The organism is Mycobacterium sp. JS623 (assembly GCF_000328565.1).
Taxonomy (GTDB): domain Bacteria; phylum Actinomycetota; class Actinomycetes; order Mycobacteriales; family Mycobacteriaceae; genus Mycobacterium.
The window spans coordinates 2,082,806-2,104,772 of record NC_019966.1; the positions used below are offsets into that span (position 1 = coordinate 2,082,806).

Here is a 21,967-nt window from a genome sequence, read left to right on the forward strand (position 1 = left end):
AGTAAGTTATGGCGACTGCCAACGAAGCTCGCGAATGGGCCCACGCCACGCTGCGCGGAATCGGCAACAGCCTCTACACGCCGTTCTGTGGTACCGACGGCGACGACATCGACTGGGACGCATACCGGACACTGGTGCGCTACTGCGTCGGCGAACTGCGCCACCCGATGTTGTGGTGCACCAGCGGCATCGCCGAGTTCTGGTCACTCACTCTCGATGAGCGAAAGCGCTTGCTGGAGGTCGCGATTGAGGAAGGGCGCACTGCCGATCCCAATGTCGTCGTGCAGGCCTGCACCGCCGCGACAGCGGCCAAGGATTGCCTGGAGCTGACGCAACACGCCCAGCAGGTGGGTGCCGACATCGTCTACATCCAGACGCCGATGATGGAGGCGCACGGCGGCGAGGGCGTGCTGAACTTCTTCCGCTACATCGCTGGCCGCACCGACATCGCGCTGGGCATGTTCAATTCGCCGTCCTCGGGCTATGTGTTGACACCCGCTGAAAGCGCACGGATTTGCGACGAGATCCCGGCCGTCTGCGCCACCAAGGAGGGCGCGTTCCGGCCTGCCAGCAGTCGGATGCTGCACGAGTTCGCGCCCGATCTGGTGATCTGGGAGTGCGATCTGACCGTCTACCGCGCCGGCTGGCTGCGCGCAGGCATAGTCGGACCGGCACAACTCGGCACGGCCGGCTATCTGTACGAAACCCCGCAACAGCCAATAATTTCCGAGTATTGGCAGCTGGTGTGGAACGACAAGCTGATCGAGGCGATGGACTTCGCCGAGAAGTCTGGGCTCGACCAGTTCGGCGTCGACATGCGCTCGTGGTTCACCTGCTACCCCGGGCGGCGCGACTACTTCACGCATTGGGGCGGCGCTTTCAAGTACGCCGCGTCTCTACTTGGCCTGCCGATCGGGGACTACCCGCATTCGAGGCCCCCGCAGGCGGTGCTGCCCGAGGACGGAAAGACGCAGATCCGAACGGCGTATCAACGCTTCGGATTGATCGCCTGACCCGTTGCGGAAGGTACTACCGATAGGTGTACAGTATGGGATTACATCCAGCTGGAAGCCGCTACTGAGGAGGTTCGCCGGGTGACTGCGACCAGCGACACCGATCCGGTCCTGTACGAGGTTCGCGCAACCGGCGTCGCGGTGGTGACCCTCAACCGGCCCGAGCGGATGAACGGCTGGGGCGGCGGTCTTGCCTCCACGTTCTACGAACACCTCGACGATGCGGACGCCGATCCCGACGTCCGGGCAATCGTCGTGACCGGCAGCGGCCGCGCCTTCTGCGCAGGCGCCGATATGGGCAGCCTGAACTCGATCAGCAATGCCACCGTCGACGCCGTGGGCGATACCGACGTCACCAAGCTCGTCGGCTCGCACCATCCTCACCACGTGATGACCATGCGCAAGCCCGTCATCGCCGCGATCAACGGGGCCTGCGCCGGCATGGGGCTGACGATGGCGTTGGTGTGCGACGTCCGGTTCGCCGCCGAGGGAGCCAAATTCACGACGTCGTTCGCGCGGCGCGGGCTGATCGCCGAATACGGCATTTCCTGGATCCTGCCGCGGGTCGTCGGGTGGGGCACCGCCATGGATCTGCTCCTGAGCGGACGCGTCTTTTTCGCCGACGAGGCGGCAAAACTCGGGCTCGTCAACGAGGTCGTGGCGCCGGACGAGCTGTTGCCACGAGCCATCGGCTACGCCGAGGACATCGCCGACAACTGTGCACCCAGTTCGCTGGCCGTAATCAAGCAACAGGTGTACGCAGACACCATGCGCGATGTTTTCGAAGCCAGTGCGGTAGCCGAGAAGCTGATGCACGAATCGATGCTTCGCCCCGACTTCATCGAGGGCATCACGAGCTTCTTCGAGAAGCGTCCGCCCAACTTCCCGTCTCTCAAGGAGGACACGCGATGACAGCAGAGCGAGTAGCGCAGCGGATCGCGCATCCAACTCTGGACTACAAGGCGATCGACGTCGACAACCACTACTACGAGACGCTCGACTCCTGCACCCGGCATCTGCCCAAGGAATTCAAACGACGCGGCGTCCAGATGGTTCAGGACGGCAAGCGCACCTTGGCAGTGATGGCCGAGAAGGTCAACCACTTCATTCCCAACCCGACGTTCGACCCGATCATCGAACCCGGTTGCCTGGATCTGCTGTTCCGCGGTGAGATTCCCGAAGGCGTCGACCCCGCGTCGCTGATGAAGGTCGACCGAATGGCCGATCATCCCGAGTACCAGAACCGCGACGCGAGGGTGAAGGTCCTCGACCGTCAGAACCTCGAGACCGTGTTCATGCTGCCGACATTCGCGTGCGGCGTCGAAGAAGCGCTCAAGCACGACGTCGAGGCGACGATGGCCACGGTGCGCGCGTTCAACCTCTGGCTCGACGAAGACTGGGGTTTCGACCGTCCCGATCACCGGATCATCGCCGCGCCGATCATCTCGCTGGCTGACCCGGACAAGGCCGTCGAGGAAGTCGAATTCGTGCTCGATCGCGGCGCCAGGATGGTACTGGTGCGGCCAGCGCCGGTGCCGGGCGTGGTCAAGCCGCGGTCGTTGGGCGACCCGTTGCACGATCCCGTGTGGGCGCGGTTGGCGGAAGCGGGGATACCGGTGGGATTCCACCTGTCCGACAGCGGATATCTGGCGATCGCGGCGTTGTGGGGCGGCAAGGCGACGTTCGAGGGCTTCGGCAAGAAGGATCCGCTCGACCAGGTCCTGCTCGACGACCGCGCCATCCACGACACGATGGCCTCGATGATCGTGCATCAGGTCTTCACCCGGCATCCGAAGCTCAAGGTGGCCAGCATCGAAAACGGGTCCTACTTCGTCTACCGCTTGATCAAACGGCTGAAGAAGGCGGCCAACACCGCGCCATACCACTTCAAAGAGGACCCGGTCGAGCAGCTACGCAACAACGTCTGGATCGCACCGTATTACGAGGACGACGTGAAGCTGCTCGCCGAAACTATCGGTGTGGACAAAATCCTGTTCGGCTCCGACTGGCCCCACGGTGAGGGGCTCGCGGATCCAATGTCGTTTACCGCCGACATCCCGCAGTTCCCCGAGTTCAGCGCCGAGGATACCCGGAAAGTCATGCGGGACAACGCATTAGAGCTTCTTGGCGTCAAGGTCTCGGCATAGCCTTCCTATGACCGAGTGGACCATCGGCGCGGTTCTGGACGCCATAGCGGAGACGGTTCCCGACCGGCTGATGACCGTCTGCGGCGCGCGTCGCAGCACGTTCGGCGAATCGGCGGATCGAACCCGCAAGCTGGCGAACTTCCTGGCCGGCAACGGGTTTGGCGCCCATCGTGAGCGCAAAGACCTCCAGAACTGGGAATGCGGCCAGGATCGCGTCGCGCTGATCATGCACAACGATCTCTACCCCGACGTGGTGATCGGTTGCCTGAAGGCCCGTACCGTGCCCGCCAACGTGAATTACAACTACACGCCCCGCGAGGTCGTCGAACTCCTCGACTATCTGCGACCGCGGGCCGTGGTCTATCACCGCTCTTTGGGCCCTAGGTTCGCCGACGTGCTGCCCCCCGCGTCGGCCGACCTGCTGATTTCGGTGGACGACGGCAGTGACGCTGCAGAGCTATCCGGCGCAGTCACGCTGGAAGATGCTCTGGCCCAAGGTGATACCGACCTTGTCATCACGCCGTCTCCAGACGATCTGCTGATGGTCTGCACCGGCGGCACCACGGGGCGCCCCAAAGGTGTGATGTGGCGGCAGAGCGACAGCTACGTCGTGTCGATGAACGGCGCCGACCATGAAGCCGCCGGGGAGATACACGACAAGGTGCGCCACGGCGGGGCGCCGTGGTTCGCCGTCTCACCGCTGATGCACGCCGCCGGCATGTGGACCGCCTTCGCGGCCCTGCTCAACGGGTTGCCCGTCGTCCTGTATGACCGGCCGAAATTCGACCCGCCTACTGTGCTCGCGACAGCGGAGCGCGAAAAGGTCGGAATGATGACGATGGTCGGCGACGCCTACGCCGGGCCGCTAGTGGAGGAGCTGCAGCGGGGCGGTTACGACCTGTCGTCGATGTTCGCGATCGGCACCGGGGGAGCGGCGACGAATCCGAAATACCAACGCGCGCTGCTGGAATTGCTGCCACAGATCACGCTGATCAACGGATACGGGTCGTCGGAGACGGGGAACGTCGGCTTCGGCCGCAGTCAGCGCGGCGACGAGAAGGACACCTTCGAACTGCGCGAGGGTGCGCTGGTGGTGTCCGAGGACTACAGCCGGTTCCTGGGGCCCGGCGAGGACGAGATCGGTTATGTCGCACGCGCGGGCCGCATCCCGCTGGGCTACTTCGACGACCCTGCTGCCACTCAGAAGACTTTCCCCGTGGTCGAAGGACAGCGTGTGGTGATCTCAGGGGACCGGGGCTCGCTCGCCGCCGACGGCACCATGCGATTGTTCGGCCGCGACTCGCTGGTCATCAACACCGGCGGCGAAAAGGTGTTCGTCGAGGAGGTCGAAGAGGTCCTGCGTGCGCACCCGAGCGTCGCCGACGCATTGGTGGTCGGCCGACCGAGTGAGCGGTGGGGCCAGGAAGTCGTCGCTCTGGTGGCGCTTCGTGATGAGGTAGATCACGCAGCGTTGCAGGAACTCTGCGCATCGCAGCTGGCCCGGTTCAAGGCGCCCAAGGAGTTCATCATCGTCGAGCAAGTCAGGCGGCTCGGCAATGGCAAAGCCGACTATCGATGGGCGAAAAGCGTTGCGACACAGAAGGCTCCAGTATGACCCACAAAGCGATTGACGGCCTTGTCAACGTGCACTTCGGGGAAACCGAGAAGCAGCCCACCTGGATGCTCAAGGTGCGTGACGACTACTTCAAGGGGCCCGAGTCGATGTTCGCGCCCGTCGACATGTCCGAGCTGCTCGACGAGATGGATGAGCAGGGTGTCGCGAAAGCGATCCTGATGGACAACGTTACCAAGCCATCGGTGACCGCGCGCAAGTTCGTCGAAGCAAAGCCAGAGCGGTTCGCGCTGGCGATGGGCGGGATCAATCTGCTGCGGCCGATACCGTCACTGAGGGAACTGGCCGCGGTCGCCTCGGATCTGCCAGTGGCGTACGCCGTTGTCGGGCCGAGTTTCTGGGGCGACGGCCAATATCCACCCAGTGATGCCGTGTACTACCCGCTCTACACCAAGTGTGCGGAGCTCGAGCTGCCGCTGTGCATCAACACCGGCATTCCGGGGCCGCCGATACCGGGGGAAGTCCAGAACCCGATTCATCTCGACAGGGTGTGCGTGCGCTTCCCTGAGCTCAAGCTGTGCATGATCCATGGCGCCGACCCGTGGTGGGACATCGCCATCCGGCTGATGATCAAGTACCAGAACCTGCGGCTGATGACGTCGGCATGGTCGCCAAAGCGGCTGCCCGACAGCCTCTTGCACTACATGCGGACGCGCGGATCCAGCAAGGTGATGTATGCCTCGGACTGGCCGGTGCTCAAGATGCGCCGGGTCGTTCCCGAGGCGCTGGCGCTGGACCTGCCCGCCGACGTACTCGACAACTACCTCTACCACAATGCGAACGAATTCTTCTTCGGGGCCAGACAGGAGAACTGATGGATCGTTACGAACTGCGCAGAATCGACTACAGCCTCACCGGGGACCGTCAGGCCCTGCAAGCGGCATACAAGGACTTCTTCAAGACCCACTGCTCGATCGAAACAGTGCGGGCCGCGGAGGAGTCAGGGTTTGACAAGAGCTTGTGGGAACGCCTGTGCGCCATGGGGGCGACGACGATGGCGCTACCGGAATCCGTTGGCGGAGACGGCGCGACGCTCGTCGACCTGACACTGGTGGCGGAGGAGATCGGGCGGTCACTGGCTCCTGTCCCGTGGATCGATCATGTCTGCGCGGCTCGGCTGCTCGCACGCCTGGATGCCCTGGAGGCCGACATCGTCAACGGCAAGCAGTTGGCCGCGTTCGACCCGCAACACGACAACGTCTCGGGCGTCAGGCTGATCCCGGCCGGCTCGATCGCCGATCAGATCGTCGTGCGCGACGGCGAAGACATCGTGCGGCTGTCCTTCGGGAGTCGGCCTGCGAAGGTCGACAACATCGGCCGGCTGCCGATGGCGTGGGTCGATCCGACGGGCGCCGACAACCAGACAGTACTCGCGAGCGGTGCCGAGGCGTTAGCGGAATACCAACGCGCGCTGGATGAATGGCGGGTGCTTACCGCTGCGGCGCTGGTGGGTTTGGTCGAGGAAACGCTGACGATTGCCGCGGAGTTCGCGAAGAACAGGTACACCCTCGGCGTGCCGATTTCGACGCTGCAGGGCATCTCGCACCCGCTGGCCGACATCGCGATCACCGTGCAGGGCGGCCGTAACCTCGCCCGCCGCGCGGCGTGGTTCCTGGGCAACGAGCCCGAGGAGCGGCCGGAGCTGGCGCCGTCGGCGTTCGTGTTCATGGCCGAGGAGGCATCCAAGGCCGCGACGATGTGTGTGCACGTGCAGGGCGGTTTGGGGGTTTCCGCGGAGGCGGCGGCAACGGCCTATCTGGTCCGCGCGCGCGGCTGGGCACTGGCAGGAGGCGACCCCGGAGTGAGTGCCAAATACATCGCGGAGATCGTCGCGGCCCGCGAAAGTGGTTCAGGAAAGGGCGCATAAGTGGATTTCTCACGGGTTGAGCTGTCAGACGACGACCAGGCGTTCCTCGAAGAAGCGCGGGACTTCCTGCGTACCCATGTAACTGAGGACGTCATCCGCCGCGACCGCGAGACCGGCGACAACTTCAATGAAGGCGTGCACCTCGCGCTGGGTGCCGCCGGATATCTGGCGAAAGAGTGGAAGCCCGAAGCCGAAGGCGGCTTCAACCGTGTTCGCCGGCGGATCTGGGAACTGGAGAAGCGCCGCGCGCACGTGCCGTGGGTGACCTCGGGCACCACCGCGATGATCGCCCGGTCGGTGGAGAAGTTCGGCTCACCCGAGCTGAAGGCCGAGGTGATGCCGGGCGTGTTCAGCGGGCACATCCGGTTATGCCTCGGCTACACGGAACCCGAAGGTGGTTCCGACGTCGCGACCTGCAAGACCCGCGCGGTGCGGGAGGCGGATGGATCGAGCTGGTTGATTAATGGCTCCAAGATGTTCACCACCGGCGCGCACAACTGCCAGTACGTCTTCCTGATCACCAACACCGATCCCGACGCCCCGAAACACAAGAGCCTCACCATGTTCCTGGTGCCGCTCGATTCGCCAGGCATCGAGATCCAGGGCATCCGCACTGTCGATGGCGACCGCACCAACATCGTCTACTACAGCGACGTCCGGGTCGACGACAAATACCGGCTGGGCGACGTGAACGGCGGCTGGACCGTCGTGCGCGAACCTCTCAACGTTGAGCACGGCGCGGTGGAGGTCGCGGCGGACGGTTTGCAGGATGTGTCGATCATGATGCATCAGGCCGGTTTCATGGCCGACGCTGTCGACAAGGCTGCGGCAAAGGTCGCCCAAGCGGATCCCAACGGGCGCAGGCTAGTTGACGATGGATCAGTGGCGTATCGCCTCGGCCGCAGTGTAGCCCGGATGGAGGCCGCGCTGAGCGCCACGACGATCTTCGGGCGAGTGGCGTTGGCGCAGACGATGCGTGACATCTCCCCGGATCTGATGGACCTCCTCGGCACGGCAGCGTCGCTGCCGGTCGGCACGGACGGCGCGGCCGATGATGGCGCCGCGGAGTACGTCTACCGTTTCGCTCCGTTGGTCGGCATCTACGGCGGCACGCTGGAGGTGTTCCGCAACATGATCGCCCAGTACGTGCTCGGACTGGGCAAGCCGGCTTACGCGCCGCCGGACCAGAAGAAGGCCTCCTAGCGCTCGGCGCTCGAAGGCGGCCATGCGGGCGGGTTGGCTACGATGTCGCCCATGCGTGACACCTGGCTGTCCGAAACCCGCTCCTCGTACGACACCGACGCCTCCGGATACGCCGAAAAGGTACGTGGGCTGCTTGGCGACAAGCCTTACCTGCGCGCAAGTCTGGCGTTGTTCGCAGAGTTGGTGCGCGACGTCGGAGGTGGGCCAGTCGCCGATGTCGGCTGCGGGCCGGGGTACGTCACGCGCTACCTCCATGACGCCGGAGTGGACGCATTCGGCATCGACCTTTCACCCGAGATGATCACAATCGCGCGGCAGGATCACCCCGACCTACGCTTCGAGGTCGGGACGATGACCGACCTCGCCCTCGCGGACAACTCCGTTGCCGGCGTCGTCGCGTTCTGGTCTGTGATCCACGTGCCCGACGACGCCGTGCCCGGTGTGTTCGAGCAGTTCTGCCGAGTGTTGCGTCCTCGGTGTCCGTTACTGGTCGGGTTTCATGTCGGTGACGAAACAAAACACACGTCAGACGGCTACACGGGACGCTCGATCAATGTCGACAGTTACCACCGGCCGCCGAGCAGAGTCGCGGGCTGGCTTCGTGACGTGGGCTTCACGATCGAGGCTGAACTGGTTCTGAGGCCAGACGAAGACGTCCCAGGAGCCGTCATCTTTGCGCGCAGCCCCGGCTGACCGATCGGGTGTTTCAGTGTCCTGACCACGCGCTGGCCGAAGCCGCCGCCTTGACGGCGTTCGGGTCCGGGTTGGCGAATTGAACTGCACGCGAATATTTCTCGGGCAGGTATTTCGTCAGCGCGTCGGCTGTCTCGTACATGTGCTGGTCGGCGTCGAAGATCGGCGCCCCGGTGTGTTGAGTCATAGCGTCACGACCGTCGCCGCGGCGGTGCCAGGTGCGCCGTACAACTGTGCGAACCCGACCTTGGGCTCGCCGGGCACCTGGCGGTCGCCTGCTTCGCCGCGCAGCTGGCGCACCAGCTCGTGGATCTGGCGCAGGCCCGAGGCGCCGATCGGCTCGCCGTTGGCGATCAGCCCGCCGTCGGTGTTGATCGGCATGGCGCCATGGATTTCGGTGGCCCCGTCGGCCAGCAGCTTCTCCTGCTCGCCGTCGGCGCAGAAGCCGCACTCAGCCATGTGAATGATCTCAGCCCCGGCGTCGGTGTCCTGCAACTGGATCACGTCGATGTCTTCCGGTGCGAGACCGGACTTTTCGAATGCCGCCTTGGCCGCATGCACAGTCGGCGCCACGTCTTCGGTAACCGGTGCGAACGTCGTGTTCACCTCGTAGGCGCCGTAGCGTCGGGTGCGGACCTCGACGGCGCGCAGGTACACCGGTTTGGAGGTGTAGCGGTGTGCGATGTCGGCGCGGCACATGACGACTGCCGCAGCGCCTTCGTCGGGTGCGCAGAACATGTACTGCGTGAGCGGGTAGTTCAGCATCGGCGAGTTGAGGATCTCGTCCTCGGATATCGGTTTGCGCCGGAACGCATTTGGGTTCAGTGCCCCGTTGCGGAAGTTCTTGGCTGCGACCTTGGCGAGAGTCTCCTGCGAGATGCCGTGGTCGTGCAGGTAGCGGTTGGCCTTCATGCCGAAGAACTGGGTGGTGAGGTACTGCCCGTTCTCGGCGTACCAGCTGGGCACGCCGACCAGCGCGGGGTCTTCGGTGAAGGCGCCGCGGGGATGCTTGTCGAGGCCGACAGCGATGCCGATGTCATAGTCGCCCAGCCGGATTCCGTCGGCGCATGCCTTGGCTGCGCTGGCCGCGGTGGCGCACGCGTTGAACACGTTGATGAATGGGATGCCGGTCAGGCCAACCATGCCGACGATCGCGTCGGGGTTGGCCACCGTCCAGCTGCCGCCGGTGGCGAACTGAACGTCACTCCACTGCACACCGGCGTCCGCCAGGGCGGAAAAGATCGCGTCGACGCCCATCTCCATCGCGGACTTGCCTTCGAAGCGTCCGAACGGGTGCAGGCCCACGCCGATGATGGCCACGTCGTTCATTTGGGCGGATCCTCTCTAGACGGGCGTGAACGCGAGCGTGACGAGCTCGTCCCCGTCGCATCGGTGGTGAACGGAATCACGGTCAGCTCGACCGGCATGCCGAACTCGAGCTTGGCCGGGTCGTTTTCGGTCAGGCGACCCTCGACGCGGATGACGTCGCCGAGCTCAACGAGCCCGACGCCGAACGGGGTGAAGTCCTTGCCCGTCGGCCCCTTGTAGGGCGGCCCTGGCGGGAAGCCTTGCGTCGTCCAGGCGACGAGGGTGCCGCGACGGGGGAGCAGCACTTGAGACATCTCGCCGGCGCTGCATTTGGGGCAGCGCTGCTGGACCGGGAACGCGGTGGCGCCGCAGCTGCCGCAGGTGCTTCCGATGAGTTGCGGGTCGTCGTCGGGCCAGGTCGATATCTCCGGCGCCAGGGCCTTCGGCATGCGACGATCCTCCCTCGTGAGCGGCCCAAGGGGCGGTAACGGTAAAGCTTACAGTATCGTCGGCTGTTCCAAGCTACTGGATCGCTTTCAGGAACGCGGGTCGATGAGGTCTCGCAGGCGTTCCGCCGGATAGACGGATGCGCCTGCCGCCTGAACACGTTCGGACAGTGCACGATCCGACGTTGCGACGCGGATGCGCTCGGGATGGTGGTCGGCTCGCAGGATCCTCACGATTTCATCGTCGGCCGAGTTCGCGGCCGGCTCGGGTGCGTGCGCCACGGTGATCACCGACGAATCGATCGGTGGCGATGGCGGCTGCTCGAATACCACGGTCACGTCGGCGCCCTCGGTCGTCGCCCACTGCTCCAGTCGGTGGACCAGTGCCGTCATCGCATGGTTGCGGTCACGCCACCAGCCGTCGGGGCGAGACCCGATCACGTTCATGCCGTCGACGATCCAGCGCACTCAACCACGCTATAGCGTTGTCGGGCTATTTTGCGGCACGCTCGCCGGCCCGCGAAGGTGCGCGGAATGTACGCAATTTGCGGCGTGTTGCGGAGCAGACACGCACACTCGGCGTAGTTAGGCGATGGCGCCGGAGTCCTTGAGTTCCTCGATCCGGTCCCAGTCCATGCCGAGTTCCATCAACACCAACTCGGTGTGCTCCGACGCCTGCGGCGCGCGCGTGGTCTCCAGCGGCTCGTGGTTGAACTGCACCGGCCCGCGAACGACCTTGAACGGCTCGCCGCCGTCGCTCGCCTCGACTTCGACGATCATGTCGTTGGCGATCGCCTGCTCGTCGGTCGTGAGGTCGATGAAGCTCTGGAACGGCGCCCACTGACCCTTCATCGTCTTGAGTTGTTGACGCCAGTACTCGAACGGCTGGCTGCGGATCTGCTCTCTGATGAGTTCGACTGCCGCCGCGGCATTTTCGATCAGCGGAAGCACATCGGAGAAACGCGGATCATCGGCCAGCTTCGGAAGACCCAGGTGTTCGAACGCGTCGCGAATGTAGCCAGTCGGGCTCACGATGCACAGATTGATGGTGCCGCCATCCGACGTCAGGTAGTTGGCCATGAACGGGTTCACGGACGGACCAGTGGCATCCGGCATGGCCGAACGCATCGTCTCACCGGTTGCCATGCCCTGGGTGACGCTCGCCCCGCCTGCCCACCACGCCGTGCTCAGCAGCGAGACGTCGAGCTCGACCGCCTCCCCGGTGCGCTCCCGATGAAACAGCGCCGCGGAGATGCCGCCCGCGATGTTCATCCCGCCGATCGAATCGCCGAACGCTGGAATGCCTTGCGACAGCGCACCGCCCAGCTTCTCCGGCGTCAGCGCATGGCCAACGCCGCTACGCGTCCAGAAGGCGGTGCCGTCGAAGCCACCGGTGTCCCGTTCGGGGCCCTTGTCGCCGTAGGCGCTGCCACGCGCGTAGATGATGTTCGGGTTCACTGCGCGAATGTGCTCGATGTCGAACTTGTTCTTCTGCCGCTGCGCGGGCATGTAGTTCGTCAGGAACACGTCGGCGGTATTTGCGATCTCGTAGAGCACCTCCTGCCCCCCCGGCGTCGACACGTCGATGCCGACGCTGCGCTTACCGCGATTCGGATGCTCCATCAGCGGGTGCCGGTTCGGGTCGAGTTGGAAGCCGCCCATATTGATGAAGCCGCGCTGGGTGTCGCCGCGCACCGGGTGCTCCACCTTGATGACGTCCGCGCCCCAGTCGGCGAGGATCGCCCCGGCCGCAGGAACGAACGTGAACTGTGCGACTTCGAGGACCCGGACGCCCTCCATCACCTTGATCAAGTCAGGCCTCTCTACGCAGTTGAATAATCCTACTGTAATGTTTACAGTTGATCGTCCCGCAGAGTCCGATTGTACGAGGTAGCAGGGTGAGCTCCACCGAGAATCGAGTAGAACGGACCGAGACCAGCGTCGATCTGGGCAGGCGGGTGGCCGACCGTGCCGAAGCCCGGATGCTGATCGACGGCGAGCTCACGCACGCCGCCACCGGCGAAGAATTCGACAACCTCAGCCCGGCCACCGGACAGGTGCTGGGAAAGACCTCCGCCGCCCAACCGCACGACATGGACCGTGCCATCGCGGCCGCGCGCCGCGCCTTCGACGAGTCCGACTGGTCGACCAACCGCGCGCTGCGCAAGCGCTGCCTGCAGCAGCTTCAGGAGGCGATCGAGGCGGACAAGGAAGACCTGCGCGAGGAACTCGTCGCCGAGGTCGGCTGTCCCGTCATGATCACCGAGTCCGCTCAACTGGATTGGCCGGTTGCGGAAGCACTGCGCTATCCCGTCCGGCTGATCGACGAGTTCGAATGGGAGCGCACGCTCAAGGGCGGCGGACTGTTCGGCGAGCGGAACGTGCGCACCGTCGTCAAGGAGCCGGTCGGCGTCGTTGCCGCGATCACGCCGTCGAATTTCCCGATCGAGGTCATTCTCAACAAGCTCGGTCCGGCGCTGGCCGCCGGCAATACCGTTGTGCTCAAACCGGATCCGAACACACCGTGGAACGCCACCCGGCTCGGCCGGCTGATCGCCGAGCACACGGACATTCCTGCGGGTGTGGTGAACGTCGTGCCCACCCCCTCCAACAACGTGGCCGGCTTGCTGGGCACCGACCCGCGGGTCGACATGATCTCGTTCACCGGTTCCACGTCGGTCGGCAAGCTGCTGATGCGCCAGGGCGCCGACACCATGAAGCGCATGTTCCTGGAACTCGGCGGGAAGTCGGTGTCGATCGTGCTCGACGATGCGAACCCCGCTGCGATCCTCGGCGCCGCAATCGGGGTGTGCGTGCATGCGGGGCAGGCATGCGCGGCGACCACCAGGATGCTGGTCCACCGGTCGCTGTACGACGAAGCGGTCGCCACCATCACCACTGCCTACGCGGCGGTGCCGGCCGGCGACCCCGTGCGGCCGGAAACCCTTGTCGGACCGGTGATCAGCGCCGCCCAGAGGGACCGCGTGCTGTCCGCGATAGACCGGGCGTGCCGCGACGGCGCCGAGATATCCGTGGGCGGCGGCGAGGTCGCCAACCTGCCCGAGCACCTCCGTGGTGGCCACTACGTGGCGCCCACCGTGATCGTCGGGGTCGACAACAGCGCCGCGATCGCCCAGGAAGAGGTCTTCGGCCCGGTGCTCATCGTGATGCCGTTCGATGACGACGACGAGGCGGTGCGCATCGCCAATCGCAGCGCGTACGGCCTTGCGGGTGCGGTCATGTCGCGGTCGATTGAGCGCGGCATGAACATCGCGCGCCGCATCCGCACCGGCTCGTTCGGCGTCAACGGCGGCATGTTCTACGGCGCCGACGCACCGTTCGGCGGCTACAAGAACAGCGGTGTCGGCAGGCAATGCGGCATCGAAGGCTTCCAGCAGTATCTCGAGACCAAGACCATCGGCTGCCGAGTGCCCCGACAGAAAGAGAGCTAGGCCGATTCGGTCAGCTCCTGCGCGTGGTCGAGGATGTAGTCGAAGTCAACGTCGTCGGCGAACCCAATGTACCGGCTGCCGTCGCTTCGCTGAGCGGGGAAGCCCTCGGTCTTCTGCTGCAGGCGTTGCAGCACAACCGATCCCCGCGAATGCATCGAGATCGCGCCGTAGGTTTCGACGGCGTGATCGGGCGTCAGCCCAGCCTCGACCAGGGCCGCGATTGGTCGTTCGATTTCGTGCAGGGCACCGTGCAGCGCATGCACGCCGTAATGCCCGCGGATTAGGACAAGGTCGCACAAAACCGGGTCACCAAGAAACTGCCTGCGCATCGTCTGCGCGTGATTGCGCAGCGACTCACGCCAATTCGAGGCATCGATGTCGGGCACCGAAAACTCGTATTGCGCGAGCGCCCGGTCCGTCATCGCGTCGAGGAGCTCGTCCTTCTTGCGGAAGTACCAGTAGATGCTTGTCACCCCGACATCAAGGTGTTGTGCAAGAAGTGGCATGCTCAAGTTTGTCGATTGAGACGTCCGCCGCGACCTCGAAAGCGCCGTTGATGATCTCGTCGACGGAGATCGATCCGCGTTCCCTTCGCCGGCGCCGTTGGGCCATCGGTCAGGCCACGGCGTCGAACGTCACCGGGATCGCGGTGGGTGAACGGAACGGTTGGCCGAAGATGTGGGGGTCGTCGTCGGTGACCAGTTGGATGTTGGTCAGCCGGGTCAGCAGGGTTTCGACCGCGACCCGTGTCTCCATTCTTGCCAGGTGCAGCCCCATGCAGGTGTGCTCACCGGCGGCGAATGACAGGTGCGGTACGCGCTTACGGAAGATGTCGAATTCTTCCGAACGCTCCCAGCGTTTTTCGTCTCGATTGGCCGAGCCGATGCAGACGTCGACGACCGCGCCCGCGGGCAACTCGACGCCTTCGATTTCGGTGGCCTCGGACGCGTATCGCTGCACCGTCGTCAGCGGTGTTTCGACGCGCAGGCCTTCCTCGATCGCGGGCGCGATGAGCTCGTGGTCCTCCTGCACCGCACGGAACTGATCGGGGTGGCTGAGCAACAGGTAGAGAAGGTTCCCTGACGACCGGTAGGTGGTCTCCAGCCCGGCGGGCAGCAAGAGCCGCAGGAACGAGTAGATCGCCTCGTCGGACAGCTTCTCGCCGTCGATCTCCGCAGTGACGAGGTCACCGATGATGTCCTCGGTCGGCTTGGATCTGCGCTGCTCGATCTGTTGCAGGAAGTAGTCTTTCAGCTCAGCGGACGCTTCGAAGGCACGCTTGTACCTGACGGTGTAGCTGATCAATTCGACGGCCCGCTTTCGGAACCATGCGAGGTCATCTTCGGGCAGCCCGAGCAGTTTCGAGATGACGCGCGTCGGAAACTCGAACGTGAAGTCTTCGACCAGATCGGCCTCGCCGGCCTCGATGAACTCGTCGATCAGCATGTTGACGACGGGCCGAACGATCTCCGGCTCCCACCGCAGCAATGAGCGCGACTTGAACGCTGCAGACACCAGATTGCGGTGTTCCCAATGTTTTTTGCCCTCCATCGCGAGGATGGTCGGGCCGATGAACAACCCGATGGTGCTGTCGTAGATGTGCGAATTGAACACCTTGCCGTCGCGGAACACGCGGTTGACGGCGTCGAACGACACCGCCGCGTAGAGGTGGTCGGGCATCATCGATTCAGGTGTCTTGGACCAATCCATGACGCTGCCCTCGAAGACGCCGGCTTCGCGCCGTTTCTGGGCGAAGAGCGGATACGGGTCACGAAGGAGGTCGAACGTGTCGTCGGCCGTGACGTCCCGCACTGGGCTTTCCACCGCTGATCTCCACCATCGTCGATCGGACAGGCATCCTGCTATCGGTACTGTAAAGCTTACAGTATAGTGGATCTACAGCTGAACCGGCGGTCCGGCCAGCATCGAGTTGATGAAGCCACCGTCGACCTGGATGTCCTGCCCGGTGATCCAGCCGGCCTCCGGCGACCCGAGGAACGCGATGATCGGGGCGATGTGGTCGACGTTGGCGTGCCTGCCGACCGTGGCCCGACACATGTCGAGCACCTCTTTGCCCATGGTCGCCTCGAAATCCGTGAGGATCGGCGTCTCGACGGGACCCGGGCTCACGGTGTTGATCCGTACGCCGTACTTCGCCCAGGCAGGACCTGCAAGCCGCTTGCTGTAGAGGATCACCGCCTGCTTGGACGTGCTGTACACCGGATAGTTCGGGTCCTGGTCGGCCTGCCACTTCTCGACGGCCTCGGCGTCAGTGAGCTCCAGCAGGCCGGACAGTACGTCAAGGCGCTGGTCCCAGCCGAGCGCGGCCGTCGACGCCACCGCGACAACCGAGCCACCCGCACGCAACAGCGGCAGCATGCCCTCGGTCATCAGCCGCATGCCGAGGTAATTGACCTTGAGCACATCGGCCGCCTGCGCTGTTCCGGGGATGCCTGCGACGTGAGCGAGCATGTCCCATCGCGAACCGATCTGGCCCAGCAGCGCATTGATGCTGCCCGCGTCGCGCAGATCGCACTGCGCATACTCCGTCGCCGGGGTCTTGTGCTCGCGCACGTCGACCGCCAGCACGTGGTCGCCGCGGTCGTGGAACTGTTTCGCGACCGCCGCTCCGATGCCTGAGCCCGCGCCGACCACGACGATCTTGCGTTTCATTCGACCAACCCTTTCCGCCGCGCCGCGTCGTCGGCGTATCATCGAATGGCCGACAGTAAGGTCGACAGTAAACAATTCTGGTCCGCCAGACAATGACTATGGAACGGGTGAATGAGCACAACGCAGGACCGGGTTGACGGAGCTGTCGGGGCGGACCTCTTGCGCGCCGGACTCGAGCGTCAGCGCGCCGCGTTCCTGGACGAGGGCCCGCCCACCGTCGCCGTGCGACGCAACCGCATCGACCGGCTCATGGCGCTGGTCCTCGACAACGCCGACGATTTCGTTGACGCGATGCAGGCCGATTTCGGCACCAGGTCCAAGACGGGTTCGCTGTTCACCGAGGTGCTCGGCATGGTGTCGGTCATCGAGCACACCAGATCCCAAGTGCGCAATGGATGCGCGCGACCAAGTTGATGCGTGCCGCGCGGCTGGTCGGGCTGAAAGCGGAGGTGCATCCCTCACCGCTGGGCGTGGTCGGGATCATCGGCCCGTGGAACTACCCGCTGCAGTTGGTCGTGTTGCCCGCATCGGCGGCGTTCGCCGCGGGCAACCGGGTGACGATCAAGATGTCGGAGATCACGCCGCGCACAGCGGAATTCACGAAGGTGACGGCCCCGAAGTACTTCGGCTCGACCGAACTGAACATCGTTACGGGCGGTCCCGAAGTGTCGGCGGCGTTCGCGGGCCTGCCGTTTGACCACCTGTTCTTCACGGGTTCGCCGTCGATCGGCTCACTGGTCGGCCAGGCCGCCGCTCGAAATCTCGTCCCGGTGACCCTCGAGTTGGGCGGCAAGAATCCGGTAGTGCTGTCGCCCGACGCCGACCTCAAGCGATCGGCCACCCGCATCGCCGCCGCACGAATGATCAACGGGGGGCAGGTATGTATCTGCCCGGACTACGTGTTCGTGCCCGCCGATCGCATCGGAGCATTCGTCGATATCGCCAGCGACACGCTGCGCGGCATGTTTCCGTCGATCGTGCGCAACGACGACTACTGCTCGTCGGTGAACGAGGCCAACTTCGACCGTGTTGTCGGGTCGATCGAGGACGCCAAGGCGAACGGTGCGACCGTCGAAACCGTCACTCCCTCAGGCGAATCGCTGCCCGACCGTGCCACCCGCAAGATCGCGCCCACGATCGTGCGTGACGTCGACGAGACCATGAGAATCGCCGACGAAGAAGTGTTCGGGCCCATCCTCGTCGTGCGACCGTATTCGCATCTGACCGACGTCATCGACTACATCAACCAGCGGCCCTCACCGCTGGTGGCGTACTGGTACAGCCCCGACAACGACGACTTCCGCCGTTTTGTCCGGCATACCCGCAGCGGCGGGGTGGCCCGCAACGACTTTGGCGCGCAGATGATTCCGTCTGCTGCGCCGTTCGGTGGAGTGGGCGGCAGCGGGATGGGCGGCTACCACGGCAAGGCCGGATTCGATACGTTCAGCCACCACCGGACCGTGGTCGGCACCGATCTGCCGTTCAGCATGACGGGCCCGGCCGCGCCGCCGTTCAGCGGTTCAACGCGCGCCGGCGCAAGCATGGCAGTGCGGATGGCGCGCAGTCGCACGCGCCGTCGGCTCAAGCGCCGCCGCTGATCGCCTGCTCGCGGGCCCACCGGTAGTCGGCCTTGCCGGCAGGGCTGCGCTCGATGATCGGCCGGAACACGACCGCCTTCGGCAGCTTGTAGCGCGCGATCGAGCCCGCAGCGTTATCGATCAGCTCCTGCTCCTCGACGCTGGCGCCCTCGACCAAAGCGACGATCGCGACGACCTCCTGGCCCCACCGCTCGCTTGGCCGGCCCGACACCACCACATCGGCCACCGCGGGGTGGGACGCGATCGCCGTCTCGACCTCTTCGACGAAGATCTTCTCGCCGCCGGAGTTGATGCACACCGAGTCGCGGCCAAGCAGTTCGATGCCACCGTCGGCGAGATGACGGGCCCGATCGCCGGGCACGGAATACCGCACGCCATCGATGACAGGGAAGGTGGCCGCGGTCTTGGCCGCATCTCCCTTGTAGCCCAACGGAACATAGCCGCGCTGTGCCAGCCACCCGATGCCGTCGTGGCCCGGTTCGAGGAGCGCGCTGAGATCCTCGGCCGCCACAAAAGTGTCCGGGCCCGCGTTGAACTTTCCGGTGCCTACTGCACCCGACGCCGACATGTGGGTCATCTGTGCACCGGTCTCCGAGGATCCGACGCCGTCGACGACTATCAGTCCCGGCTTGGCGTCGATGAGACGTTGTTTGGCCGTCGGGGTCAGCAGTGCGCCGCCGTTGGCCACCACCGCCAGCGACGAGAGATCGGCGCCGCCGCGTTCGATCGCCGCGGCCAGAGGTCGGGCCATGGCGTCGCCGACTACCGTCACCGCCAGGATCTTCTCGCGTTCGATCGTGCGCACCACCTCATCGGCATCGAACCGATCGGTGACCGTGGAGAACACCACAGACTGGCCGGTCGTCATCGCGGTCATGACCGCCCATTGCGCCGCGCCGTGCATCAGGGGCGGCAGGATCATCAAGCGCGATTCCGGCGCCTCGGCAACGCGTTTGGCGATGTCTTCGTAAGAGCTGGCAAGCTCACCGGTGTACAGACTGCGGCCGCCGAATGAAGTCATGAAGATGTCGTGTTGACGCCACAACACGCCCTTCGGCATGCCTGTCGTGCCCCCGGTGTACAGCACGTACAAGTCGTCGGGTGAGGGCTCGTCCGGCGGCAAAACCGGCACACCCGAGCGCACGATCGACTCATAGTCGACGGCGCCGTGCACCAAGTCGTTGCCGGACTTATCGGCGATCTGGATGAGTACGCGAAGGTGTGGAAGCTGGGGCAGCACATCGGCGACTCGTGGTGCGAACGCCGCGTGGTAGATCAGCGCGGTGGCACCGGAGTCTGCGAGCAGATAGTGCAGTTCGTTCTTGACGTACCGGTAGTTGACGTTGAACGGCGCGACCCTGGCTCGCCAGGATCCGAGCATCGCCTCGACGTATTCCGGCCCGTTGTAGGCGTAGATGCCCAGCAGGTCCTGGCCGACCTCGTGACCGTCCAGCGTTGATCGCTCGGTCTTGGCGCCGAGTCCGCGGGAATGGAGGTACGCGGCGAGCCGGTTGGACCGCTCGACGACCTGCGCGTAGGTGTATCGGCGGCCGCCTTGGATGATGAATTCCCGATCGCCGATCACGGCAGCGACGGCATCGGCGGCGGCCGGGACGGTGAACTGTGTCGTGGAGTCAGACATCGTGCCTCTCAGGGCTGGTGCGGGAGCAATTTGATCATCAGTCCCTTGGCCTCGGATAGTACGTTGCCATCCACGTCGGTCATGGCCGCCCTCACAAACAGCTTTCGCCCGTCGACGGAGTCAATCCATGCTCGCGACAGCAACGGCTCGTCAGTGGGGGTCACCTTCCGGTAATCCACGTGCAGATAGGCGGTTCGGCTGTCCGGCCGGCCCGCAGCGGACACCACCATGCCGAAATGCCAGTCGTAAAACAGCGGTATTACTCCGCCGTGCACCGCGCCGTTGCCCCCGACGTGGAAACGGGTGAAGTGCCCGCGCATCGTCACCTCGTCGGGTCCCGAGTCCATCACCTGCCACGGTGGCATGAGCGGATGGCCGTTACCCGGAAGGTCACGGACGCGTCCGCCGGGTGAAACACCCTGCGGTGCCTTGTGCTCCTCGAGTTGTGCGCAGGCGGCTTCGATGAGGGCAGCGGTGTCAGCCCACAGCGTCTCGTCAGGGTTCGTGGACACGGCGATGTCCTGCAGTCGCCGCATCGCCGTCATGAACCGGGCCAGCTCGGGCGTTGCGTCAACCGGTGTGAACCTGGCGAATTCGCGGATATCGTCTTCGGTGTCCGTCACTTCCACGCCTCGATGAGATCATCGGTCGTCGTGACGGTGGCCAGCAGCGACAGCGTGTTGTCGATGATCGATGTGGCGTACTCGGTCGGAATGCCAGCGACCGCATCGCGCGGCACGACAACGCGATAGGCCAAGTTGACGGCGTCCATCACCAGATTGGTGATCGCGACGTTTACCGAGACGCCGACCGCGACGATCGTCGACACCCCCAGGTTGCGCAACGTGATGTCGAGGTCGGTATCGCCCATTGGTCCGATGCCGTGCGATCGGCGCAGCACCACATCTGTTGGGGCAGGCCCTAATTCGGGGAGCAGCGTCGCGCCGGGACTGCCAGGAGCGATGTCGACACCGCTGCCGACCGCGAAGATCTTCGCGTTGTGATTGCCGCCAAGACCGTCCGGCCGCCGCTGGACGAGGCAGTGCACGATCTTCACACCGGCATCGCGGGCCGCGGGAAGGAGACGTTCGATGTTGGGCAGCGCTTCGCGGCGTGCCTCCTTCGCGAGCACCGCCAGCCCGGCATTGGGGCCGACGACTGCGCCTTGGCATTCCTGCGTGATGATCGCGGTGTGCGCGGGTGCGGCGATCTCCGCGAGTTTGATGGTCATACGGACGCGGGCACCTCGTAGAACTGCGTCGCCCATTTACGCATGGCCATATAGGGTTTCGCGTCGACCTTGGACAATGCGGGCTGTTCGATGTACTCCTGGTAGCGCCAGATGTTCAGGTCGTCCCACACCGTGCCCATGAACTGCCGCTCGACCTGCTCGCGAACCGAGTCGGGTGGCACGTCCGAGGTGTCGCCGGGCAGCCGGGGCCACCAGATCGAATAGAACATGTCCGAGTAGCCGTCCTCGACGGGCGTGCAGGCAAAGATCAGCCGGTGATTCGACGACCCCTCGAACGCGCTGATCGCGAAGCCGAGCCCGGAGAAGTGGCTGTGGATGTACAGCGACATCTTGTTCGGATCGTCGCTGCGCGCGTCCGGCCAGCCGGTGAGGAATCGCCACTCCTCGTCGGCGGCTTCCCAATTCAGGCACACCGGCGTCACCGTAGCGCCGTGTACGTAGTGGAAGTGCGCGCTGTCGGGTCCGTTCTCGGCAACGATCTGCGGATGCACCGGCTCGCGCTCGGCGCGGCTCGAAAACTCGGGATAGGGGCGGTAATACGCATCGGGGTCGGTCGGGAACTGTGGGAACTTACCGAACAGGTCGGGCATTTCCCACTGCGGTTCCTTGCCGTCGGGCTGATGCCAGGCGAACACGCAACCGTATTGCTCAACGACGGGATACACGCGCAGTCGCAGCGCCTTGTTCGGCCGGTCCGGCTGATACGGGATGTAGCGGTTGGTGCCGTCGGGACCCCAGCGCCAGCCGTGAAACGGGCACTCGACGCAGTCGCTGACGACCTTGCCGCCGTGGCGCGATGTGCGCCCCGAGGTGGCGGCAATGGCCGGACAGCAGATGCAGTTCACCGGACTCGTCGCGGTAGGCGACCAGGTCCTCCCCGAAGTATCGGCGCGGCCGCACCTCACCGGCGGGAAACTCCGCCGACCAGCCGATCATGAACCAACCGGTGACCTTCCAGGTGAACGGGACTTTCACGCCAGCCGCCTCTTGAGTCGATGGATACTAAATCGATTACAGTATAGATTTCCGCAAAGGGCAAG

The 21,967-nt window shown here is 64.7% G+C and carries 18 protein-coding genes and 4 pseudogenes; 10 read left to right on the top strand and 12 right to left on the bottom strand.

From position 1 onward, the window contains the following. The first annotated feature begins 8 nt into the window (after window positions 1–8). The 8 genes from MYCSM_RS10090 to MYCSM_RS10125 all read left to right on the top strand — a co-directional run bounded on the left by MYCSM_RS10090 (window position 9) and on the right by MYCSM_RS10125 (window position 8,556). On the top strand, window positions 9–1,013 hold the full coding sequence (locus MYCSM_RS10090) for a dihydrodipicolinate synthase family protein (protein WP_015306053.1): 1,005 nt from the start codon (window positions 9–11) through the stop codon (window positions 1,011–1,013). Window positions 1,014–1,094: 81 nt separating this feature from the next. Continuing rightward, entirely contained in the window at window positions 1,095–1,925 is an 831-nt protein-coding gene (locus MYCSM_RS10095) for an enoyl-CoA hydratase (protein WP_015306054.1), read from the top strand. After that, window positions 1,922–3,160: an amidohydrolase family protein gene (locus MYCSM_RS10100; RefSeq protein ID WP_015306055.1), complete on the top strand. Its 1,239-nt coding sequence runs from the start codon at window positions 1,922–1,924 to the stop codon at window positions 3,158–3,160. Before MYCSM_RS10095 ends, MYCSM_RS10100 begins: the two co-directional genes overlap by 4 nt. Before the next feature lie 7 nt (window positions 3,161–3,167). After that, window positions 3,168–4,775 carry an acyl-CoA synthetase gene (locus MYCSM_RS10105; RefSeq protein ID WP_015306056.1) on the top strand — a complete coding sequence of 536 codons (1,608 nt, stop codon included), beginning with the start codon at window positions 3,168–3,170 and terminating at the stop codon, window positions 4,773–4,775. Beyond that, window positions 4,772–5,608 (top strand): amidohydrolase family protein, encoded by an 837-nt coding sequence (locus MYCSM_RS10110; protein ID WP_015306057.1) that lies wholly within the window; start codon window positions 4,772–4,774, stop codon window positions 5,606–5,608. Before MYCSM_RS10105 ends, MYCSM_RS10110 begins: the two co-directional genes overlap by 4 nt. Beyond that, complete coding sequence (locus MYCSM_RS10115) at window positions 5,608–6,660, top strand: acyl-CoA dehydrogenase family protein (protein ID WP_015306058.1); 1,053 nt, start codon at window positions 5,608–5,610, stop codon at window positions 6,658–6,660. Before MYCSM_RS10110 ends, MYCSM_RS10115 begins: the two co-directional genes overlap by 1 nt. After that, window positions 6,661–7,863 (top strand): acyl-CoA dehydrogenase family protein, encoded by a 1,203-nt coding sequence (locus MYCSM_RS10120; RefSeq protein ID WP_015306059.1) that lies wholly within the window; start codon window positions 6,661–6,663, stop codon window positions 7,861–7,863. A 51-nt stretch (window positions 7,864–7,914) separates the two neighbouring features. After that, window positions 7,915–8,556 (top strand): class I SAM-dependent methyltransferase, encoded by a 642-nt coding sequence (locus tag MYCSM_RS10125; RefSeq protein ID WP_041311712.1) that lies wholly within the window; start codon window positions 7,915–7,917, stop codon window positions 8,554–8,556. A 13-nt stretch (window positions 8,557–8,569) separates the two neighbouring features. Here MYCSM_RS10125 and MYCSM_RS37115 read toward each other — a convergent pair whose 3' ends face one another. From MYCSM_RS37115 to MYCSM_RS10145, 5 genes and pseudogenes are all read right to left on the bottom strand, one after another. Next, window positions 8,570–8,743, bottom strand: coding sequence for a hypothetical protein (locus tag MYCSM_RS37115; RefSeq protein ID WP_015306061.1), 174 nt, complete (start codon window positions 8,741–8,743; stop codon window positions 8,570–8,572). Then, the gene (locus MYCSM_RS10130) at window positions 8,740–9,885 is read right to left on the bottom strand and encodes a thiolase family protein (protein ID WP_015306062.1); all 1,146 of its coding nucleotides are present in this window, start codon (window positions 9,883–9,885) and stop codon (window positions 8,740–8,742) included. The genes MYCSM_RS37115 and MYCSM_RS10130 overlap by 4 nt, the downstream gene beginning before the upstream one ends. Window positions 9,886–9,900: 15 nt before the next feature. After that, window positions 9,901–10,313: pseudogene (locus tag MYCSM_RS10135) on the bottom strand (Zn-ribbon domain-containing OB-fold protein). 87 nt (window positions 10,314–10,400) lie between these two features. Continuing rightward, entirely contained in the window at window positions 10,401–10,778 is a 378-nt protein-coding gene (locus MYCSM_RS10140) for an NYN domain-containing protein (protein WP_015306064.1), read from the bottom strand. Window positions 10,779–10,895: 117 nt separating this feature from the next. Next, on the bottom strand, window positions 10,896–12,110 hold the full coding sequence (locus MYCSM_RS10145) for a CaiB/BaiF CoA transferase family protein (protein ID WP_015306065.1): 1,215 nt from the start codon (window positions 12,108–12,110) through the stop codon (window positions 10,896–10,898). 182 nt (window positions 12,111–12,292) lie between these two features. On the opposite strand from MYCSM_RS10145, the gene MYCSM_RS10150 reads away from it, so the two are divergent. After that, a complete protein-coding gene (locus MYCSM_RS10150; protein ID WP_442928527.1) occupies window positions 12,293–13,762 on the top strand; it encodes an aldehyde dehydrogenase family protein in 1,470 nt (489 codons plus the stop codon). Here the strand turns inward: MYCSM_RS10150 and MYCSM_RS10155 are convergent. From MYCSM_RS10155 to MYCSM_RS10165, 3 genes and pseudogenes are all read right to left on the bottom strand, one after another. Next, window positions 13,759–14,374: pseudogene (locus tag MYCSM_RS10155) on the bottom strand (TetR family transcriptional regulator). The gene MYCSM_RS10150 and the pseudogene MYCSM_RS10155 sit on opposite strands and share 4 nt — an antisense overlap. Before the next feature lie 3 nt (window positions 14,375–14,377). Continuing rightward, window positions 14,378–15,586 carry a cytochrome P450 gene (locus MYCSM_RS10160; protein WP_015306067.1) on the bottom strand — a complete coding sequence of 403 codons (1,209 nt, stop codon included), beginning with the start codon at window positions 15,584–15,586 and terminating at the stop codon, window positions 14,378–14,380. Between the two features lie 72 nt (window positions 15,587–15,658). Beyond that, window positions 15,659–16,435 carry a coniferyl-alcohol dehydrogenase gene (locus tag MYCSM_RS10165; protein WP_015306068.1) on the bottom strand — a complete coding sequence of 259 codons (777 nt, stop codon included), beginning with the start codon at window positions 16,433–16,435 and terminating at the stop codon, window positions 15,659–15,661. 111 nt (window positions 16,436–16,546) lie between these two features. Between MYCSM_RS10165 and MYCSM_RS10170 the strand changes: the two are divergent. Continuing rightward, window positions 16,547–18,033 (top strand): annotated as a pseudogene (locus tag MYCSM_RS10170) (aldehyde dehydrogenase family protein). Here MYCSM_RS10170 and MYCSM_RS10175 read toward each other — a convergent pair. From MYCSM_RS10175 to MYCSM_RS10190, 4 genes and pseudogenes are all read right to left on the bottom strand, one after another. Continuing rightward, the gene (locus MYCSM_RS10175) at window positions 18,017–19,675 is read right to left on the bottom strand and encodes an acyl-CoA synthetase (protein WP_015306069.1); all 1,659 of its coding nucleotides are present in this window, start codon (window positions 19,673–19,675) and stop codon (window positions 18,017–18,019) included. The pseudogene MYCSM_RS10170 and the gene MYCSM_RS10175 sit on opposite strands and share 17 nt — an antisense overlap. A gap of 8 nt (window positions 19,676–19,683) precedes the next feature. Beyond that, window positions 19,684–20,298, bottom strand: a complete 615-nt coding sequence (locus tag MYCSM_RS10180; RefSeq protein ID WP_015306070.1) for a PaaI family thioesterase — start codon at window positions 20,296–20,298, stop codon at window positions 19,684–19,686. Continuing rightward, the gene (locus MYCSM_RS10185) at window positions 20,295–20,906 is read right to left on the bottom strand and encodes a cysteine hydrolase (RefSeq protein WP_015306071.1); all 612 of its coding nucleotides are present in this window, start codon (window positions 20,904–20,906) and stop codon (window positions 20,295–20,297) included. Before MYCSM_RS10185 ends, MYCSM_RS10180 begins: the two co-directional genes overlap by 4 nt. Next, window positions 20,903–21,902, bottom strand: a pseudogene (locus MYCSM_RS10190) (aromatic ring-hydroxylating oxygenase subunit alpha). Before MYCSM_RS10190 ends, MYCSM_RS10185 begins: the two are co-directional and overlap by 4 nt. Window positions 21,903–21,967: the final 65 nt, after the last annotated feature.

What these genes read in the sequence shown, in the direction of transcription:
- MYCSM_RS10090 (WP_015306053.1), top strand. Translation starts at nt 9, where the DNA reads ATGGCGACTGCCAACGAAGCTCGCGAATGGGCCCACGCCACGCTGCGC.
- MYCSM_RS10100 (WP_015306055.1), top strand. Translation starts at nt 1,922, where the DNA reads ATGACAGCAGAGCGAGTAGCGCAGCGGATCGCGCATCCAACTCTGGAC.
- MYCSM_RS10105 (WP_015306056.1), top strand. Translation starts at nt 3,168, where the DNA reads ATGACCGAGTGGACCATCGGCGCGGTTCTGGACGCCATAGCGGAGACG.
- MYCSM_RS10110 (WP_015306057.1), top strand. Translation starts at nt 4,772, where the DNA reads ATGACCCACAAAGCGATTGACGGCCTTGTCAACGTGCACTTCGGGGAA.
- MYCSM_RS10115 (WP_015306058.1), top strand. Translation starts at nt 5,608, where the DNA reads ATGGATCGTTACGAACTGCGCAGAATCGACTACAGCCTCACCGGGGAC.
- MYCSM_RS10125 (WP_041311712.1), top strand. Translation starts at nt 7,915, where the DNA reads ATGCGTGACACCTGGCTGTCCGAAACCCGCTCCTCGTACGACACCGAC.
- MYCSM_RS37115 (WP_015306061.1), bottom strand. Translation starts at nt 8,743, where the DNA reads ATGACTCAACACACCGGGGCGCCGATCTTCGACGCCGACCAGCACATG.
- MYCSM_RS10130 (WP_015306062.1), bottom strand. Translation starts at nt 9,885, where the DNA reads ATGAACGACGTGGCCATCATCGGCGTGGGCCTGCACCCGTTCGGACGC.
- MYCSM_RS10145 (WP_015306065.1), bottom strand. Translation starts at nt 12,110, where the DNA reads ATGGAGGGCGTCCGGGTCCTCGAAGTCGCACAGTTCACGTTCGTTCCT.
- MYCSM_RS10150 (WP_442928527.1), top strand. Translation starts at nt 12,293, where the DNA reads ATGCTGATCGACGGCGAGCTCACGCACGCCGCCACCGGCGAAGAATTC.
- MYCSM_RS10165 (WP_015306068.1), bottom strand. Translation starts at nt 16,435, where the DNA reads ATGAAACGCAAGATCGTCGTGGTCGGCGCGGGCTCAGGCATCGGAGCG.
- MYCSM_RS10175 (WP_015306069.1), bottom strand. Translation starts at nt 19,675, where the DNA reads ATGTCTGACTCCACGACACAGTTCACCGTCCCGGCCGCCGCCGATGCC.
- MYCSM_RS10185 (WP_015306071.1), bottom strand. Translation starts at nt 20,906, where the DNA reads ATGACCATCAAACTCGCGGAGATCGCCGCACCCGCGCACACCGCGATC.